The organism is Agrobacterium sp. SORGH_AS_0440 (assembly GCF_031453135.1).
Taxonomy (GTDB): Bacteria; Pseudomonadota; Alphaproteobacteria; order Rhizobiales; family Rhizobiaceae; genus Agrobacterium; species Agrobacterium pusense.
The window spans coordinates 1,332,845-1,348,780 of the sequence record NZ_JAVIYR010000002.1 but is presented as its reverse complement, the minus strand read 5'-3'; the positions used below and the strand labels follow the sequence as shown (position 1 = coordinate 1,348,780).

Genomic DNA, 15,936 nt, shown 5'->3' with positions numbered 1-15,936 from the left:
GGAGTTTTTGTCAAGACAGCCGCAACCGCCTGTGGCACATCGCTGACAAATGTGAATGCGGATGTGATGGACATGAACAGGACTGGTCTCGGTGTTTTTTACGGCATAATGGCGGGTGCGCTCTGGGGCGGGATATTTCTCGCTCCGAAACTCGTGCCGGATTTTTCCGCCCTGCAGCTTTCCACGGCGCGCTACCTGACCTATGGGCTGATTTCGCTGGTCATCATCGGGCCACGCCTCAAACAAGTGTCGGCGCGGTTTGGCGCGCGCGAATGGTTGGCGCTCGGCTGGCTGAGCATGATCGGCAACATCGCCTACTATGTTTTCATCTCGACCGCGGTGAAATTGAGCGGCGTCGCCTTCACCTCAATCATCATCGGCTTCCTGCCTGTTGCCGTTACCATCATCGGCAGTCGCGACCACGGTGCCGTATCGCTGAAGCGGCTGTGGCCGTCGCTTGCCTTCGGCGCGATAGGCATTCTCGGCATCTCATGGCAGTCGCTGACGGAAAACGATGCGGGTCTGGATATTTCTCGTGTCATCGGCCTCGCCTGCGCGCTCGGGGCGCTGGCTTCATGGACGGCTTTCGCCGTAGGCAATGCCCGCTGGCTGTCGCGCCTTCACGATGTGAGCGCCGATGACTGGAACATGATGACGGGTGTAGTGACCGGCGGGCTTGCGCTGGCGCTCGCCATCCCCGCCTTCGCACTGGGTGGAGAAAGCCACAGCACGGGCGACTGGCTGTATTTCGCCGCCATCGCCGCCGGGCTCGGCTTCACCGCGTCCATCCTCGGCAATGCCTTCTGGAACCGTATGAGCCGCATGCTGCCGCTTACCATGGTTGGGCAGATGATCCTGTTTGAAACGCTGTTTGCGCTGCTTTACGGCTTTCTCTGGGAAGGGCGTGGCCCGACGCTGGTCGAGGTCCTGGCGATCTGCTCGGTCGTGCTGAGCGTCGTGCTCTGCATGCGGGCGCACAGGCCTGAAAAGGTTGCGGCGTGATCGGCCTGAAGGCCAAAAACAGACGATTGCATTGATCCACGGCGCCGCGTCTCACGCACCGTCATCCTCGGGAATATCCCAAGGATCTAATCACCCATTGTCATTTCCATAGGTTGCAGATGCTCGGGGCAGGCCCGAGCATGACGATGGTGAGAACATGAAGACTTCAAATCTCAATGCCGTATTGGCGAACCTTTGCGTCGCTTACTCCGCAGCCGCCAGCAACTTCTTTTCGCGTGCCGCACGCAGGCGTTCGAAATCGTCACCGGCATGGTGAGAAGAACGGGTCAGCGGGCTTGACGAAACCATCAGGAAGCCCTTGGTGTAAGCAACCGTCTCGTAAGACTTGAATTCCTCCGGCGTCACGAAAGCCTCGACCTTGTGGTGCTTGCGGGTGGGCTGCAGGTACTGGCCGATGGTCAGGAAGTCGACGTCAGCGCTGCGCAGATCGTCCATCAGCTGCAGCACTTCATTGCGCTCTTCACCGAGGCCAACCATGATGCCCGACTTGGTGAACATGGTGGGATCGAGTTCCTTCACCCGTTGCAGAAGGCGCACCGAGTGGAAATAGCGCGCACCCGGGCGGACCGTGAGGTAGTTGCCCGGAACCGTTTCCAGATTATGGTTGAAGACGTCGGGCTTTGCGGCAACGACACGTTCCAGCGCGCCGGGCTTCTTCAGGAAGTCGGGCGTGAGGATTTCGATTGTGGTCGTGGGAGAGGCTGCGCGGATTGCCCAGATCACCTTTTCGAAATGTTCAGCACCGCCATCGGCGAGATCGTCACGGTCGACGGAGGTGATGACGACGTGGGAAAGTCCCATCTGCTTGACGGCCTTGGCGACATTTTCCGGCTCATTCATGTCGAGCGGATTGGGCTTGCCGGTCGCGACGTTGCAGAAGGCGCAGGCACGGGTGCATATTTCACCCATGATCATGAAGGTCGCGTGCTTCTTGTCCCAGCACTCGCCGATATTTGGACAGCCGGCTTCCTCGCACACGGTCACCAGCTTGTGGCTGCGCACCAGTTCGCGCGTCTCGTGGTAACCCTTGGAGGTCGGCGCCTTGACGCGGATCCATTCGGGCTTGCGCATCACCTCGGTATCAGGCTTGTGCGCCTTTTCCGGGTGGCGGATACGCTTTTCGTCAGACGACGTCCTGTCGAGAATAGTGACCATAAAAACCTGCTTCCATCGCCCTTGGCGATCCAGACATCTTTGGTGCGATGCTTTAGAACAATTCCAGAAAAAGCGTAAGCCCCTTCCGGTCACGACGCCTTGTCAGCGCCGCACGAGCTTAGCCACGAACAGCAACAGGCTTGCGCCGATGAAGGCGGTAACGAAATAACCGAGCCTGCTATCCTGCACGAAAACATCGAAGGTTCGCAGTACCGCAACAGCGACCACCGAACCGACAATGCCAAGGACAATGTTCATGAAAATGCCGAAACGCATGTCCATGAGCTTGCCGGCGAGCCAGCCGGCGAGACCGCCGATGATGATTGCTGCAATCCAGCCTACACTTTCCATTCCCACGCTCCCTGAAATAACAGCCCGCCTTAAGGCTGTATCGAGACATATGGGACACCCGGCATGGTTAGACAATGCCGGGCATCACGCGGCACTTATGCGTTAAGCACACGTCCATAGGCATCGAGCACGCTTTCCTTCATCGATTCCGAAATGGTCGGATGCGGGAAGATCGTGTGCATCAAATCTTCTTCTGTCGTCTCCAGATTCATAGCGACGACGAAGCCCTGGATGAGTTCGGTCACTTCCGCCCCGACCATATGCGCGCCGAGCAGCTCGCCGGTCTTCTTGTCGAAGATGGTCTTGACCATGCCCTGATCTTCACCCAGCGCGACAGCCTTGCCGTTCGCCGCAAAGGAGAAGCGGCCGACGCGGATATCGCGGCCCTGTTCCTTGGCCTTGGCTTCGGTGAGACCGACAGAAGCGACCTGCGGGTTGCAATAGGTGCAGCCGGGAATCTTCAGCTTGTCCATCGGGTGGACATTCGGCAGACCGGCGATCTTTTCGACGCAGATGACGGCCTCGTGCTCAGCCTTGTGGGCAAGCAGCGGCGGACCTGCGACATCGCCGATGGCGTAGATGCCGGGAACGTTGGTCTTGCCGTAGCCGTCGATGACGATAAAGCCGCGATCGGTCTTCACGCCGGCAGCTTCGAGGCCGATGCCTTCGATATTGGCAACGACCCCAACGGCAGAGATCATGCGATCAGCCGTGATCTTTTCGGAAGAACCGTCCTTCTTCTCCAGCGTCGCGGTGATGGAGTTTGCGCCCTTTTCCACCTTGGAAACCTTGGTTTCCAGATGGATCTTCATGCCCTGCTTTTCGAGTTGCTTCTTGGCGAAGGTGGAGATTTCCGCATCTTCGACAGGCATAACCTGGCTCATGATTTCGACAACGGTCACGTCCACGCCCATGGTGCGGTAGAAGCTGGCGAATTCGATGCCAATCGCGCCGGAGCCCATGACGAGCAGCGACTTCGGCATTTCTTCCGGCTTCATTGCCTCGAAATAGGTCCAGATCAGCTTGCCATCGGGCTCAATGCCGGGCAGCGCGCGCGGGCGGGCGCCCGTGGCGACGATGATGTGCTTGGCTGTATAAGTACCCTCGCCCAGCGTGTTCTTCGGAACCGGACCCTGCGGCTGCACCACCGGCTTGGTGGACTTGCCGACCACGATTTCGCCCGGCTTGGTGATCTTGGCTTCACCCCAGATGATATCGACCTTGTTCTTCTTGAACAGGAAACCGACGCCATTGTTCATGCGGGCTGCAATGCCGCGCGAGCGCGCCACGATTGCCTTGACGTCAGGCTTGATCGAGCCTTCCAGCGTCAGGCCGTAATCCTTGGCGTGGGTGGCGGTGTGCATGACATCGGCGGTGCGCAGCAGCGCCTTGGTGGGAATGCAGCCCCAGTTGGAGCAGATGCCGGCCAGATGCTCACGCTCCACGACGGCAACCTTCATGCCGAGCTGGGCTGCGCGGATCGCGGCAATGTAACCGCCCGGTCCCGAACCGATGATGATGACGTCATATGATTGAGCCATTGGAAATCCTGCCTTGTCCTATCGGGTCGCGAGCAGCGCCACGACCGGGAATTGTTCTTAAAGTCCGAGCATCATGCGGACGACGGGCTCCAGCCCCCGCCCGATGGCCCGCGTATTTTCAGCATCGAGATGAACGCCATCCACCGGCGTCGTTCGGGCGACGGAACCCGCATCGAAAAAGCCGCAATCAAGCTCGTCGGCAAGGTCCCGGTAAACGGACGCCAGCATCGCCGATTCATCGATCGCATCACGAAAGATCGCGCCCATGAACGGATTGGCCGTTTCACACAGCTGCGGCGGTGCGACGATCAGCACGTCAGGCGCTTCCCAGTCCGGCACCTGCCAGATGTGGTTGCGCGTGAGCTTCACCAGCCGTTCGACACCCTTCATGGCAACGATCGCCGATCCGTGGATTGACGGCTTCAGGTCGTTGGTGCCGAGCATGACAATCACCAGATCCAGCGGCGCATGGCTGTGCAACAACGTCGGAAGAACCCGCGCGCCGTTGCGGTCGCAATCGGCGGTGTTGTCGTCATAGGCGGTGGTGCGACCACCCAGACCTTCGTGAATCACATGCACGTCAGGACCGAGCGCCTTCTGCAAGACGCTCGGCCAAAGATCGTCATGGCTATGCCGGCCACCCGTTTCCGCATTTGATCCCCAGGTGAGGGAATCGCCAAAGCAGAGGACCGACTTCACCATCTTACTCTCCGATCAAACCAGCATGCCCATCGGGTTTTCGATGTAGCGCTTGAAGGCGCCGATCAGTTCGGCTCCGAGCGCGCCATCGACGCAACGGTGGTCGGTGGAGAGCGTAACCGTCATGACGTTGGCGATCTTGATCTCGCCATTCTTGACGACAGCGCGTTCTTCACCCGCGCCGACCGCAAGGATGGTGGCATGCGGCGGGTTGATGACGGCGGAGAAGCTCTTGACGCCCATCATGCCCATGTTGGACACGGCGGTCGTGCCGCCCTGATACTCCTCAGGCTTCAGCTTGCGCTCTTTTGCGCGCTTGCCGTAGTCCTTCATCTCGTTGGAGATGGTGGAGAGCGACTTCTGCTCGGCCTTGCGGATGATCGGCGTTATCAGGCCACCCGGAATGGAAACGGCAACGCCGACATCCGAATGCTTGTGCTTGACCATGGCGCTTTCCGTCCAGGAGACGTTGGCGTCAGGCACGTCACGAAGCGCCAGCGCCAGCGCCTTGATGACCATGTCGTTGACCGACAGCTTGTAGGCCGGCTTGCCGTCCTTTTCAGGGGCAGCGGCGTTGAGCTGGGCGCGTAGCGCCAGAAGCGTATCCAGTTCGCAATCGACCGAAACGTAGAAATGCGGAACGGTCTGCTTGGATTCGACCAGACGCTTGGCAATGACCTTGCGCATGCCGTCATGCGGCACGAGCTCATAGGAGCCTTCTTCGAACAGCTTGAGAACGGCTTCGTCCGACTGGCCCTTGGCAAGCGCCGGAGCTGGTGTGCCTGCGGATGCAGCAGCGGCGGGAGCAGCCTTTGCACCGCCGGAAGCCGCAGCTTTTTCGACGTCGGTCTTGACGATACGGCCATGCGGGCCGGAACCGGAAACGGCCGAAAGGTCGAGACCGGCTTCCTTGGCGAGACGACGTGCCAACGGCGAAGCGAAGATACGCTCGCCGGACTTTGCGACCGGCGCTGGCGTGGACGAGGCAGCGGGCTGGTCGGCAACCGGCTTTTCAGCCTTCGCCGGGGCAGCCTCTTCCTTCGGCGCTTCCGCCTTGACGGCGTCCTGCTTGGGGGCCTCCGTCTTTGCCTCAGCCTTGGCGGGAGCGGCATCGCCGCCCTTTGCCGCCTCGGCCACATCCTCGCCATCGGCGGCGAGGATTGCGATGAGGGCGTTGACCTTTACGGCTTCCGTGCCGGCCGGAACGACAAGCTTGGCGACGGTGCCTTCGTCGACGGCTTCCACTTCCATGGTCGCCTTATCGGTCTCGATCTCGGCGATCACGTCACCGGGTGCGACCTTGTCGCCTTCCTTGACCAGCCACTTGGCCAGATTGCCCTCTTCCATCGTCGGAGAAAGGGCAGGCATGGTGATGTTGATAGGCATCGAAACGCCTCCCCTTACTTGTAGCAGACGGTTTTGACGGCCTGGACGACTTCATCGACATTCGGAAGCGCCAGCTTCTCCAGATTGGCCGCATAAGGCATCGGAACGTCCTTGCCGGCAATCGTCAGGATCGGCGCGTCGAGATAATCGAAAGCAGCGCGCTGGACCTGGTTGGAGATGAAGTCACCGACCGATGACTGCGGGAAGCCTTCTTCGACAGTGACGAGACGGCCTGTCTTTTTCACCGATTCGATAACGGTCGGCAGGTCCATCGGGCGGATGGTCCGCAGGTCGATCAGTTCGACGTCGATGCCGAGCTTTTCGAGTTCCGCAACAGCCTTCACCGCATAGGTCATGCCGATGCCGAAGGAAACGATGGTTGCGTCCTTGCCCTTGCGATGAATGCGCGCCTTGCCGATCGGCAGCACGAAATCATCGAGCTTCGGCACTTCGAAGCTCTGGCCGTAGAGAATTTCGTTCTCGAGGAAGATGACCGGGTTCGGATCGCGGATGGCGGCCTTCAAAAGACCCTTCGCATCGGCAGCCGTATAGGGCATGACGACCTTGAGGCCCGGAATATGGCTGTACCATGCGGCGTAACATTGCGAGTGCTGGGCCGCAACGCGGGCAGCAGCACCCGAAGGACCACGGAACACCATCGGCGCGCCCATCTGGCCGCCCGACATGTACAGGGTCTTCGCTGCCGAGTTGACGATCTGGTCGATCGCCTGCATGGCGAAGTTGAAGGTCATGAATTCGACGATCGGCTTCAGGCCGGTCATGGCTGCGCCGACGCCGATGCCGGCAAAGCCGTGTTCGGTGATCGGGGTGTCGATGACGCGGCGCTCGCCGAATTCCTGCAGCAGGCCCTGGGTAATCTTGTAGGCGCCCTGATATTCGGCGACTTCTTCACCCATGATGAAGACTTTTTCATCGGCGCGCATTTCTTCGGCCATGGCGTCACGCAGCGCTTCACGCACCGTCGTCATCACCATTTCGGTGCCTTCCGGAATGTCCGGGTCAGCGGCAACGTCGATCTTGGGCGCTGCCGGAACCTTCGCGGCTTCCTTGGAAGCGCTCGGCTCTTCGGTCGCTTCGCGGGTTTTGCCGCCAGCGGCATCAGAACCGGAATTGGCAGCTTCGGCCTTCGGCTCTTCCTTCTTGGCAGAGGAAGAGATGTCGTCGGCGCTTTCGCCTTCCTGGATGAGCACGGCGATCGGGGTGTTGACCTTGACGCCTTCGGTGCCTGCATCGATCAGCAGCTTGCCGATGACGCCTTCATCCACGGCTTCCACTTCCATGGTCGCCTTGTCGGTTTCGATTTCCGCGATCACGTCGCCGGAGGTGACCTTGTCGCCTTCCTTTTTAAGCCATTTGGAAAGCGTGCCTTCCTCCATGGTCGGGGAAAGGGCGGGCATAAGAATTTCTACAGGCATGGGTTTCCCTTTCCCGATCAGAGCAGAATGTCGGTGTAGAGCTCGGACGCATCCGGCTCGGGGTCGTTCTGGGCGAAGTCGGCGCTGTCGGCAACGATATCACGGACATCCTTGTCGATGGCCTTGAGTTCGTCTTCGCTGGCCCAGCCCTGCTCCAGAAGACGTGCTTTCACCTGCTCGATCGGATCGTGTTCCGAACGCATCTTTTGCACTTCGTCCTTGGAACGGTATTTCGCCGGGTCGGACATGGAGTGACCGCGGTAGCGGTAGGTCAGCATTTCCAGAATGATCGGACCCTTGCCGGAACGGCAATGTTCAAGCGCCTGATCGGCTGCTGCCTTGACGGCGCGCACATCCATGCCATCCACCTGAATGCCGGGAATGCCGAAGGACTGGCCACGCAGCGAATAGTTCGACTGGGCGGTGGCGCGGGCGGTCGAGGTGCCCATGGCATAACGGTTGTTTTCAACGATGTAGATGATCGGCAGTTTCCAGAGAGCAGCCATGTTGAAGCTCTCATAGACCTGGCCCTGGTTGGCCGCGCCATCACCGAAATAGGTCACGGAGACGTTGTCGTTACCGCGATAGCGGTTTGCGAATGCGAGGCCGGTGCCGAGCGACACCTGGGCACCGACGATGCCGTGACCACCATAAAAATGCTTCTCTTTCGAGAACATGTGCATGGAGCCGCCCTTGCCTTTAGACAGACCGCCCTTGCGGCCGGTCAGTTCGGCCATGACGCCACGGGCGCTCATGCCGCAGGCGAGCATGTGACCATGGTCGCGATAGGCGGTGATGACCTGGTCGCCCTCTTTCTGAGCCATCTGCATGCCAACGACGACAGCTTCCTGGCCGATATAGAGGTGACAGAAACCACCGATGAAGCCCATGCCATAGAGCTGGCCGGCCTTTTCTTCAAAACGGCGGATCAGAAGCATTTCACGATAGGCGTGAAGCTCTTCTTCCTTCGAGAAGTCGGGGCTGTTCTTGCCGGTGAATTCGGTTGCGGACTTTGCCGTTGTCTTGCGGCCGGATACGGTCGCTGATTTTCGCGGCGCCATTCATCCCTCCCTGAGTTGCCGTTTGAATGGATAGAGTGGCGCGTACCATATGCAAGAAAGCGCCATGCAGCAATGCTTTAAACGCATGGCACATATTCACGCTAAGATGCTGTGAATAAATCAAAAATGTTGAATTAACTTAATTTCGGTTAATCAGAAATATGTGTTCATGATGACAATTTCGTCCGTTCGGGACATGTTCAGCTGGTACCGGGAAATCTCGTCGATCATGTCCCGTTCAAGCGAACCGTCACTCAACAGTTCCACCTGACGCTCCAGCGCCACGCGCGCCTGTGTCAGCTTTGCAAGCTCCGCCGTCCGGGTAATACGCTGCCGTTCCAGCCGCTCCGTTGCCTGAAGGCCGAAATCGCCATGGATCGAATGATAACCGAAGTAGGAAAGAAAAGCGATGGTAATGGCTGGAACGATCAGCCGACCGAATCGTCTCTTTTTATGATGCCTGGTCCACATGCCGGAGAGATGCCTCAAAACGCGTAACGTGAGTCTGAGACTAGAGCGGATTGTTTAACTATCCGTTGACCTTAAAATATGAGCGGCAATTGGGCATGAAAAAGCCCGCCGGAGGGCGGGCTGGATTGGCGGGAGACCCGCCCTCCCCATCGTCATCCTCGCCCTTGAGGCGAGGATCCAAAAACGTACCGTGGTGGATCCTCGGGTCAAGCCCGAGGATGACATCTCATATGTAGATGCGTTTTTCACCACCTATGCCCGCAAGACAGCGGGCCCAGAAACCCGAACGCAAATTAACCGCGCAGGATTGAACGGCCGGCGTAAGCAGCCTGAGGGCCGAGCATTTCCTCGATACGGATCAGCTGGTTGTACTTTGCGAGCCGGTCGGAACGGGCAAGCGAGCCGGTCTTGATCTGACCGCAGTTCGTGGCAACTGCGAGATCGGCGATGGTCGAATCTTCGGTCTCGCCCGAACGGTGCGACATGACGGCGGTGTAGCCTGCCTTGTGGGCGGTTTCGACCGCGTCCAGCGTCTCGGAAAGCGAACCGATCTGGTTGACCTTGACGAGGATGGAGTTCGCGACGCCCATCTTGATGCCGTCGCGAAGACGCGCGGAGTTGGTGACGAAGAGATCGTCGCCGACCAGCTGGCACTTATTGCCGATGAGATCGGTCAGCGCCTTCCAGCCATCCCAGTCGTCTTCAGCCATGCCGTCTTCGATGGAAATGATCGGGTACTTGGCAACGAGGTCAGCAAGGTATTCAGCCATGGCGCCCGATTCCAGCGTGCGGCCTTCGCCCTCGAAAACGTATTTGCCGTTTTTGAAGAATTCGGTCGATGCACAGTCGAGGCCGACATACATGTCTTCGCCCGGACGGTAACCGGCCTTTTCGATCGACTTCATGATGAAATCGAGCGCGGCAGGCGCGCTTTCGAGGCCGGGGGCGAAACCGCCTTCATCGCCGACATTGGTGTTGTGGCCCTGCGCGGAGAGCTCTTTTTTCAGCGTGTGGAACACTTCCGAACCCATGCGCACGGCTTCGCGGATGTTTTCTGCGCCAACCGGCAGGATCATGAATTCCTGGAAGTCGATCGGGTTGTCGGCGTGGGCGCCGCCGTTGATGATGTTCATCATCGGAACCGGCAGCAGATGCGCGTTCGGGCCGCCGACATAACGATAGAGCGGCAGGCCGGAGGCTTCGGCAGCAGCCTTGGCGATGGCGAGCGACACGCCGAGAATGGCGTTGGCGCCAATGCGCGACTTGTTCGGCGTGCCGTCCAGCGCGATCATCATCTGGTCGATCTGGATCTGGTTTTCAGCATCGAAGCCGCCGATGGCGTCGAAGATTTCGGTGTTGACGGCTTCAACGGCCTTTTCCACGCCCTTGCCGAGATAACGCTTGCCGCCATCACGCAGCTCAACCGCCTCATGCGCGCCGGTGGAGGCGCCCGAAGGAACGGCGGCACGGCCCATGGAGCCGTCTTCGAGGTACACATCGACTTCAACGGTCGGGTTGCCGCGGCTGTCGAGGATTTCGCGCGCGATGATATCGGTAATGGCAGTCATGGTCTCTCCCTTGGGAATGGAACAGATATTTTCCGTCGCCTGTCTTAGACGATGGCGAAGAAATTACAATGACGGCAGGCCGTAGAAAGGGAACCACCGCCATTTAAAATCGATTGGCACGCGCCGCGCCCGCCGCTCAGGCTTTCGCGATGGCGTCGAAGGCCAGCAGCTTTTCGAGCAGTTTCGGCATATCCTTCAGGTGAACCATGTTCGGGCCGTCAGAAGGCGCATTGTCCGGGTCCTCATGGGTCTCGATGAAGAGGCCTGCGACACCAACGGCGACAGCTGCGCGAGACAGCGTTTCGACAAATTCCCGCTGACCGCCGGTGGAACCGCCCTGCCCGCCCGGCTGCTGCACCGAGTGGGTGGCGTCGAAGACAACAGGTGCGCCGAGGGATGCCATGATCGGTAGAGAACGCATGTCGGCGATCAGCGTATTGTAGCCGAAGGACGCGCCGCGTTCGCACAGCAGCACATTGGGGTTGCCGCTTTCATTCAGTTTGGCGAGCACGTTCTTCATGTCCCATGGCGCCAGGAACTGGCCTTTCTTGACATTGATGACACGGCCGGTTTTTGCGGCGGCAATGAGAAGATCGGTCTGACGGCTGAGGAAGGCCGGGATCTGCAGCACATCCACCACTTCGGAAACGATGGCGCACTGTTCTTCGGTGTGAATGTCGGTCAGGACCGGAAAGCCGAATTCCCTCTTGAGATCGGCAAATATCTGCATGGCACTGTCCAGACCGATGCCACGCTTGCCGGAAAGCGAGGTGCGGTTCGCCTTGTCGAAGGATGATTTGTAAACGAGGCCGATTCCGAGCCCGTCACAAAGCTCCTTCAAGACACCCGCAATCATGAAGGCGTGCTCCCGGCTTTCCATCTGGCAGGGGCCGGCGATCAGTGAAAAACGCTCGCTATTGCAAAAGGAAACCTTGCTGGCGCCCTGACCGGCGGTGACTTTGAGATTGTTCGTGACGCTCATCTTTTTTCCTCGAAGGCGAAATCGACGCCCTGTCCGGGTGCTGCGGGCACCACCAGACGGCCGCCCGCTTCTGCGCTGGACACGCCATTAGCAGCAAGTAGCGTCGCTGTCACGGCAAGATCGTCAACGGAAAAGACGACGCCCATGCCGCGCAGGCCCTCACCGTTTTTTCCCGTGGCCTTCGGGTCGACGCCAGAAAGGGCGGGTCTTTCACTCAGCCTCACCCTTGCATTGCCGGTTTCGAAAACGACATCACCATCCGGAGACACAACGCCGTTGCAGCCGAAAACCGTTTCTATCAAGTGGGTGTCACTCCGCGTACCGGAACACAGCACGATCTCGCGAAGGCCCAGAACTCCGTTCTGGTGACGTTCCAGTGCAGCACGCTCCCCCGGCAGTGCCTGCAGGCGTTGACAACTGAAGAGGAAGAAATCCGCAGCCGATCCGCTTGCCGCGAAAGCAAGCCGGAACGCCGCCTCGCCTGACGATCCGTCCGGCATTTGCATGGGCCGCGAAAATTCGAAGACCTCGCCAGCCGATACGCCGGACGCCACGAATCTCCGGTGATCGGCACGAGCGTCAGCAGTGGAGGCCACAAGGGCAGAAAAACCTTCCTGTCCGTACGATCGCCGGAATGCCTGATCCCTGCCGGTGAAAACATCGCCTCTCTCGACCGACGCGATATAGCTGACCCGGTCAGCAATTGTCAGAGGCTCCAGATAGGTGCCATCCCTGAAGAACACACAGGCATTCTCCGTGCCGAACGGATGGAGAGCCTGTGGCGCGACCGTAAAGCCAAGGACCTTGAGCCGCGCGGCCGCTACCGCAAGGTCCCGAGCGGGCAGAACGAGATGATCGACGCGATGCCTGTCAGCCATAAATCTTGCCTTTTTGACGCGCCCGGCGCAGATGCCGGGTATTGAAGCTGACAAAAGCACGAAGAGCGCCGGGAATGCAAATGACCGGCCTGCGCGTCGATTCCGGTATCGGCAGTGGGCTGAGGTTACCGGGTTTCACCAGTCCTCCGGCTTCACCTGAATGCGGACGGTTTACCAGTTTTCATCCTCCTGCGGATTGTTGGCGAGATCGGCCGCGACCGTTTTTGGATGGCCAGTGACTTCAGGTGTGTAGCGCCGGTTAAAGGCGGAAAACGCAAGGTCGGCTGTTGGCCACTGTGCATCTGACCGATATCAGGCGTTTGTATTTTCGCGCGCCACCACACTTCACTATATTTACGACTTCAGCGGCAACATCATCGCGGAATATGACGGCAACGGCGCGCTGGGACGGGAGTGTATCTGGCTTGACGAGAGACCAGGTTCATACCGATCATCTCGAACGTCCCATCATGATGACCGACAGCGCAAGAAATGTGGTCTGGCGCGCGACCTACCTGCCTTATGGGGAGGCATATACGATCCTTGGATCCGCCACGTTCGACCAACGCCTTTCCGGGGCAATGGTTCCAACTGGAATCCGGTTTGCACTACAATTGGCATCGCCACTACGATCCGACGACCGGCCGCTATCTCCAGGCCGATCCTCTTGGGATGCCCGATGGACCAAATAGGTGGACCTATGTAACTAATTCACTTTAGATGGGCGTAGATCCGGACGGGCGCTAAAAAAAATCGAAACGTGGGGACCGATCCTATATTGCCCCGGTGTCTATGGCTATGAATGTGGAGCACGAGATCCTCCGGATATAAATCCAGAATATCCTAATGCCTGCTATCAATGCCTCTGCCGAATCGTAGAATGGCCACCTTCCAGATTAGCACCAACAATTCCTAATTGATTGAAATTAAAATGAAAGAGATCATTGGTCATGAATTGAGACTAATGCGAGAGGGGAAAAAACCCCTCTCAATGTTCTACTATATTGAGTCGGTAGGCGATAAGGACCTAATCCCCGTCGATAACTTCCAGCCATACGTTGATGAGGGATCGATCCTAATGGAAGAATTTACACTTCTAAATCCCGAGCACCCTCGCTTTAGCGTGACTTACATTTTCTACAGTCTTCCCGACGAAGCTTGGCGCATTCCTGCTTTAAAGACAGCCTTGGTTGCCCAACAGGACAATATTCAACGCCCTGATGAGGGTATTGATCGAATTATAGGATTACTACTTGGATACTCTAAAGAAGAAATTGACCAATGGGTAAGAAAAGGACTGGACTCTGCAACGTCATCGAACCACAATCTTTGAAAAAATTCGCTCAACCAGCTATTTCCGGGTAATATTTCCAAATAGAATCTGATTGCACTATAATTGGCATCGCCGCTACGATCCAAGGACAGGCCGCTATCTCCGGGCCGATCCTCTTGGGATGCCCGATGGGCCAAATAGATGGGCTTATGTTAAAGACAATCCTTTGATGTATACTGATCCGATGGGATTAGGTGCAGCGAGTAAAGGGCCTGTTTCGCCATGGCGTGGCCAGCCCGAACAATCGCCTCAACTATGCGCTTCGCTACCGGGCTGGGAAGACTGCCATCAGAAATGCCTAGCGGAAACACAAGGGAGTATACCCATCTTATGAGCGACCAGGACTTTACAGGAGATGTGTTCGCCAATGTTTGGGAATCGTTGGTGAAAACTACTAAATATCATAAAAAAAGGAGAATTTGATGGAAAAAGACACAGCAAAAAAGATAATAGAATTAGCAGTGTCTATTGATCATATCTTGGGTGACATGTTTTTATGTGTAAATCAAATACACGATGAAGATACAAAAAATGAATTTGATAAATCAGTCGGCGATCTTATGGGATATATTTCTAGAGATTTGATATTACCACTAGTAAATAGATATCCGGATTTAAATCCGGATATCTAATCAATCGGACCTAACAGCATCTTAGTCGCGGACTTCTGCAACTTGAGCAGCTGAGCTTGGTGCTTTGACGCGTAGAATGTCAACATTTTCTAGCGTTGAGCAAGGCAGTGAATAAAGATGGTGTCGCATCGATGATGCCAATCGCAATGTGAATACTGTTCATCCGAAATCTGACGACACAGCTGATATTATAGGACTTGCCTGGTGGGTGTCCTATTCACCCTTTGGGCCCAGGCGAGGTCCGCTGCATGGAAATGGGACAACGGATTGGCGCTCATATGATGATGATAAACAGATATGCTGGCAAGATCGTCTACGCTATCGGTATGGCTGTATCGACGCGATTCGCTTGCAGCACCTGCGCCATCAACGGCAGCTTCGGCCGCAACATGTTCGCCGTCATACAGGGCTCCTGAACGATGTTTCCGTTCCGCTGGCATCCTGTCGTCGTTCCCATACCCGACGACCCAGCGCATCGTAGCCATAGCTCACCGTCAACTCAGCTGTCGCCCCGGTTGAGGCCGAGGCCTGTCGACTTACCAGAACAAGCTCGTCGTAAGCGGAATAGCCATAACGCCAGGTCAATCCGCTCGCCCTGACGGTTTTGCGGATCAGGTTGCCGTTGACGTCATATTCGAACTCGTGCCGCAAACAAGTCAAACAACACCAGACAAACTTTCGACTATTTTAGAATAGTATTTCAATTCTTTTTTATGCGAGAGAAAATATCCGAAATGATTGTCAAGGGGGAACCGATGTCCAGGGTGAAAGTCGACGAATAATGTCCGCAAATCGATCCATCGTTCAAACAACAGGATTGTGCCAGCGTCTTTTCGCATGAATATCTCATTGAATATTTCCATTGCATGCACAAGAAGTAGTGGATCGCGCCGCCCACGTAAAAATTCCATCAAGTTCGTCAATTTCGACATTTCATATTCTGCTGCCGACGGAAACGTATCTTTAAGCTGAGAGAACACCATTAGAAAATCCTCTGAGCTGCAAATTCTCTCATGGACCAAAATCTTATCGATTTCGCGAGAAATATAAATTTCTAGTTTTTCCATTTTTTCGTTCATATTCGAAATGTCCAATACTGGCATGAGCGCTTCCTACCTTCGACCGAAACAGCCCCGGCCAAATATATCCATTTCGACGGCAGAATTGCTCACAGTATATGCACCTGCTTTGCCCCCATACACTCCCTTTTTGATCCACTAGCGATGTCATCATCGCATTGTTTCATCTGGGCGGCACACGGATAATCCCACGACTGGGGACGATCAGGTGATTTATCATACGGCGGATCATTTGGCGGGATCGATCGCGTTAAAACACAACAATTCTGATCTCAACATCTGCTTATCCGGTTGCATCGCTGTATTCAGCGCATCAGCAAGGAATAAAGGTACATACTATC

At 56.9% G+C, this 15,936-nt stretch carries 17 protein-coding genes and 1 pseudogene; 6 read left to right on the top strand and 12 right to left on the bottom strand.

From position 1 onward, the window contains the following. Positions 1 to 72: 72 nt before the first annotated feature. Positions 73 to 1,002 carry a DMT family transporter gene (locus tag QE453_RS15880; RefSeq protein WP_022556104.1) on the top strand — a complete coding sequence of 310 codons (930 nt, stop codon included), beginning with the start codon at positions 73 to 75 and terminating at the stop codon, positions 1,000 to 1,002. A gap of 204 nt (positions 1,003 to 1,206) precedes the next feature. Here QE453_RS15880 and lipA read toward each other — a convergent pair whose 3' ends face one another. From lipA to QE453_RS15825, 11 genes are all read right to left on the bottom strand, one after another. Beyond that, positions 1,207 to 2,178 (bottom strand): lipoyl synthase, encoded by a 972-nt coding sequence (gene lipA, locus QE453_RS15875; RefSeq protein WP_004441621.1) that lies wholly within the window; start codon positions 2,176 to 2,178, stop codon positions 1,207 to 1,209. Between the two features lie 102 nt (positions 2,179 to 2,280). Next, positions 2,281 to 2,529, bottom strand: a complete 249-nt coding sequence (locus QE453_RS15870; protein WP_004441618.1) for a GlsB/YeaQ/YmgE family stress response membrane protein — start codon at positions 2,527 to 2,529, stop codon at positions 2,281 to 2,283. 95 nt (positions 2,530 to 2,624) lie between these two features. After that, positions 2,625 to 4,070 (bottom strand): dihydrolipoyl dehydrogenase, encoded by a 1,446-nt coding sequence (lpdA, locus tag QE453_RS15865; RefSeq protein WP_004441615.1) that lies wholly within the window; start codon positions 4,068 to 4,070, stop codon positions 2,625 to 2,627. Positions 4,071 to 4,127: 57 nt separating this feature from the next. After that, positions 4,128 to 4,772, bottom strand: coding sequence for an SGNH/GDSL hydrolase family protein (locus QE453_RS15860; RefSeq protein WP_004441612.1), 645 nt, complete (start codon positions 4,770 to 4,772; stop codon positions 4,128 to 4,130). A 12-nt stretch (positions 4,773 to 4,784) separates the two neighbouring features. After that, on the bottom strand, positions 4,785 to 6,155 hold the full coding sequence (locus tag QE453_RS15855; protein WP_045534817.1) for a pyruvate dehydrogenase complex dihydrolipoamide acetyltransferase: 1,371 nt from the start codon (positions 6,153 to 6,155) through the stop codon (positions 4,785 to 4,787). A 14-nt stretch (positions 6,156 to 6,169) separates the two neighbouring features. Next, positions 6,170 to 7,591: a pyruvate dehydrogenase complex E1 component subunit beta gene (locus QE453_RS15850; protein ID WP_035208868.1), complete on the bottom strand. Its 1,422-nt coding sequence runs from the start codon at positions 7,589 to 7,591 to the stop codon at positions 6,170 to 6,172. A gap of 17 nt (positions 7,592 to 7,608) precedes the next feature. Continuing rightward, the gene (gene pdhA / locus QE453_RS15845; protein WP_004441604.1) at positions 7,609 to 8,652 is read right to left on the bottom strand and encodes a pyruvate dehydrogenase (acetyl-transferring) E1 component subunit alpha; all 1,044 of its coding nucleotides are present in this window, start codon (positions 8,650 to 8,652) and stop codon (positions 7,609 to 7,611) included. A 153-nt stretch (positions 8,653 to 8,805) separates the two neighbouring features. Next, positions 8,806 to 9,123: a septum formation initiator family protein gene (locus QE453_RS15840; RefSeq protein ID WP_004441601.1), complete on the bottom strand. Its 318-nt coding sequence runs from the start codon at positions 9,121 to 9,123 to the stop codon at positions 8,806 to 8,808. Positions 9,124 to 9,416: 293 nt separating this feature from the next. Next, positions 9,417 to 10,691, bottom strand: coding sequence for a phosphopyruvate hydratase (gene eno, locus QE453_RS15835; protein ID WP_309777412.1), 1,275 nt, complete (start codon positions 10,689 to 10,691; stop codon positions 9,417 to 9,419). A gap of 136 nt (positions 10,692 to 10,827) precedes the next feature. Continuing rightward, entirely contained in the window at positions 10,828 to 11,673 is an 846-nt protein-coding gene (kdsA, locus tag QE453_RS15830) for a 3-deoxy-8-phosphooctulonate synthase (protein WP_309777411.1), read from the bottom strand. After that, positions 11,670 to 12,551, bottom strand: a complete 882-nt coding sequence (locus tag QE453_RS15825; protein WP_244405006.1) for a VOC family protein — start codon at positions 12,549 to 12,551, stop codon at positions 11,670 to 11,672. Before QE453_RS15825 ends, kdsA begins: the two co-directional genes overlap by 4 nt. A gap of 386 nt (positions 12,552 to 12,937) precedes the next feature. Here QE453_RS15825 and QE453_RS25285 point away from each other — a divergent pair. The 5 genes and pseudogenes from QE453_RS25285 to QE453_RS15815 form a co-directional block, all read left to right on the top strand. Further along, a pseudogene (locus QE453_RS25285) lies at positions 12,938 to 13,072 on the top strand (RHS domain-containing protein); the annotation flags it as partial. Then, positions 13,044 to 13,271: an RHS repeat-associated core domain-containing protein gene (locus QE453_RS25280; RefSeq protein WP_184285458.1), complete on the top strand. Its 228-nt coding sequence runs from the start codon at positions 13,044 to 13,046 to the stop codon at positions 13,269 to 13,271. The pseudogene QE453_RS25285 and the gene QE453_RS25280, both read left to right, overlap by 29 nt. Positions 13,272 to 13,482: 211 nt before the next feature. Then, the gene (locus QE453_RS15820) at positions 13,483 to 13,884 is read left to right on the top strand and encodes a hypothetical protein (RefSeq protein WP_045534810.1); all 402 of its coding nucleotides are present in this window, start codon (positions 13,483 to 13,485) and stop codon (positions 13,882 to 13,884) included. Between the two features lie 52 nt (positions 13,885 to 13,936). Beyond that, positions 13,937 to 14,218, top strand: a complete 282-nt coding sequence (locus QE453_RS25275) for an RHS repeat-associated core domain-containing protein (protein WP_072494349.1) — start codon at positions 13,937 to 13,939, stop codon at positions 14,216 to 14,218. Positions 14,219 to 14,306: 88 nt separating this feature from the next. Further along, on the top strand, positions 14,307 to 14,516 hold the full coding sequence (locus QE453_RS15815) for a hypothetical protein (protein WP_139786353.1): 210 nt from the start codon (positions 14,307 to 14,309) through the stop codon (positions 14,514 to 14,516). 656 nt (positions 14,517 to 15,172) lie between these two features. Here the strand turns inward: QE453_RS15815 and QE453_RS15810 are convergent. Further along, positions 15,173 to 15,619 carry a hypothetical protein gene (locus QE453_RS15810; RefSeq protein WP_045535667.1) on the bottom strand — a complete coding sequence of 149 codons (447 nt, stop codon included), beginning with the start codon at positions 15,617 to 15,619 and terminating at the stop codon, positions 15,173 to 15,175. Between the last annotated feature and the right edge of the window lie 317 nt (positions 15,620 to 15,936).

What these genes read in the sequence shown, in the direction of transcription:
- QE453_RS15880 (WP_022556104.1), top strand. Translation starts at nt 73, where the DNA reads ATGAACAGGACTGGTCTCGGTGTTTTTTACGGCATAATGGCGGGTGCG.
- lipA (WP_004441621.1), bottom strand. Translation starts at nt 2,178, where the DNA reads ATGGTCACTATTCTCGACAGGACGTCGTCTGACGAAAAGCGTATCCGC.
- QE453_RS15870 (WP_004441618.1), bottom strand. Translation starts at nt 2,529, where the DNA reads ATGGAAAGTGTAGGCTGGATTGCAGCAATCATCATCGGCGGTCTCGCC.
- lpdA (WP_004441615.1), bottom strand. Translation starts at nt 4,070, where the DNA reads ATGGCTCAATCATATGACGTCATCATCATCGGTTCGGGACCGGGCGGT.
- QE453_RS15860 (WP_004441612.1), bottom strand. Translation starts at nt 4,772, where the DNA reads ATGGTGAAGTCGGTCCTCTGCTTTGGCGATTCCCTCACCTGGGGATCA.
- QE453_RS15855 (WP_045534817.1), bottom strand. Translation starts at nt 6,155, where the DNA reads ATGCCTATCAACATCACCATGCCTGCCCTTTCTCCGACGATGGAAGAG.
- QE453_RS15850 (WP_035208868.1), bottom strand. Translation starts at nt 7,591, where the DNA reads ATGCCTGTAGAAATTCTTATGCCCGCCCTTTCCCCGACCATGGAGGAA.
- pdhA (WP_004441604.1), bottom strand. Translation starts at nt 8,652, where the DNA reads ATGGCGCCGCGAAAATCAGCGACCGTATCCGGCCGCAAGACAACGGCA.
- QE453_RS15840 (WP_004441601.1), bottom strand. Translation starts at nt 9,123, where the DNA reads ATGTGGACCAGGCATCATAAAAAGAGACGATTCGGTCGGCTGATCGTT.
- eno (WP_309777412.1), bottom strand. Translation starts at nt 10,691, where the DNA reads ATGACTGCCATTACCGATATCATCGCGCGCGAAATCCTCGACAGCCGC.
- kdsA (WP_309777411.1), bottom strand. Translation starts at nt 11,673, where the DNA reads ATGAGCGTCACGAACAATCTCAAAGTCACCGCCGGTCAGGGCGCCAGC.
- QE453_RS15825 (WP_244405006.1), bottom strand. Translation starts at nt 12,551, where the DNA reads ATGGCTGACAGGCATCGCGTCGATCATCTCGTTCTGCCCGCTCGGGAC.
- QE453_RS25280 (WP_184285458.1), top strand. Translation starts at nt 13,044, where the DNA reads ATGTGGTCTGGCGCGCGACCTACCTGCCTTATGGGGAGGCATATACGA.
- QE453_RS15820 (WP_045534810.1), top strand. Translation starts at nt 13,483, where the DNA reads ATGAAAGAGATCATTGGTCATGAATTGAGACTAATGCGAGAGGGGAAA.
- QE453_RS15815 (WP_139786353.1), top strand. Translation starts at nt 14,307, where the DNA reads ATGGAAAAAGACACAGCAAAAAAGATAATAGAATTAGCAGTGTCTATT.
- QE453_RS15810 (WP_045535667.1), bottom strand. Translation starts at nt 15,619, where the DNA reads ATGCCAGTATTGGACATTTCGAATATGAACGAAAAAATGGAAAAACTA.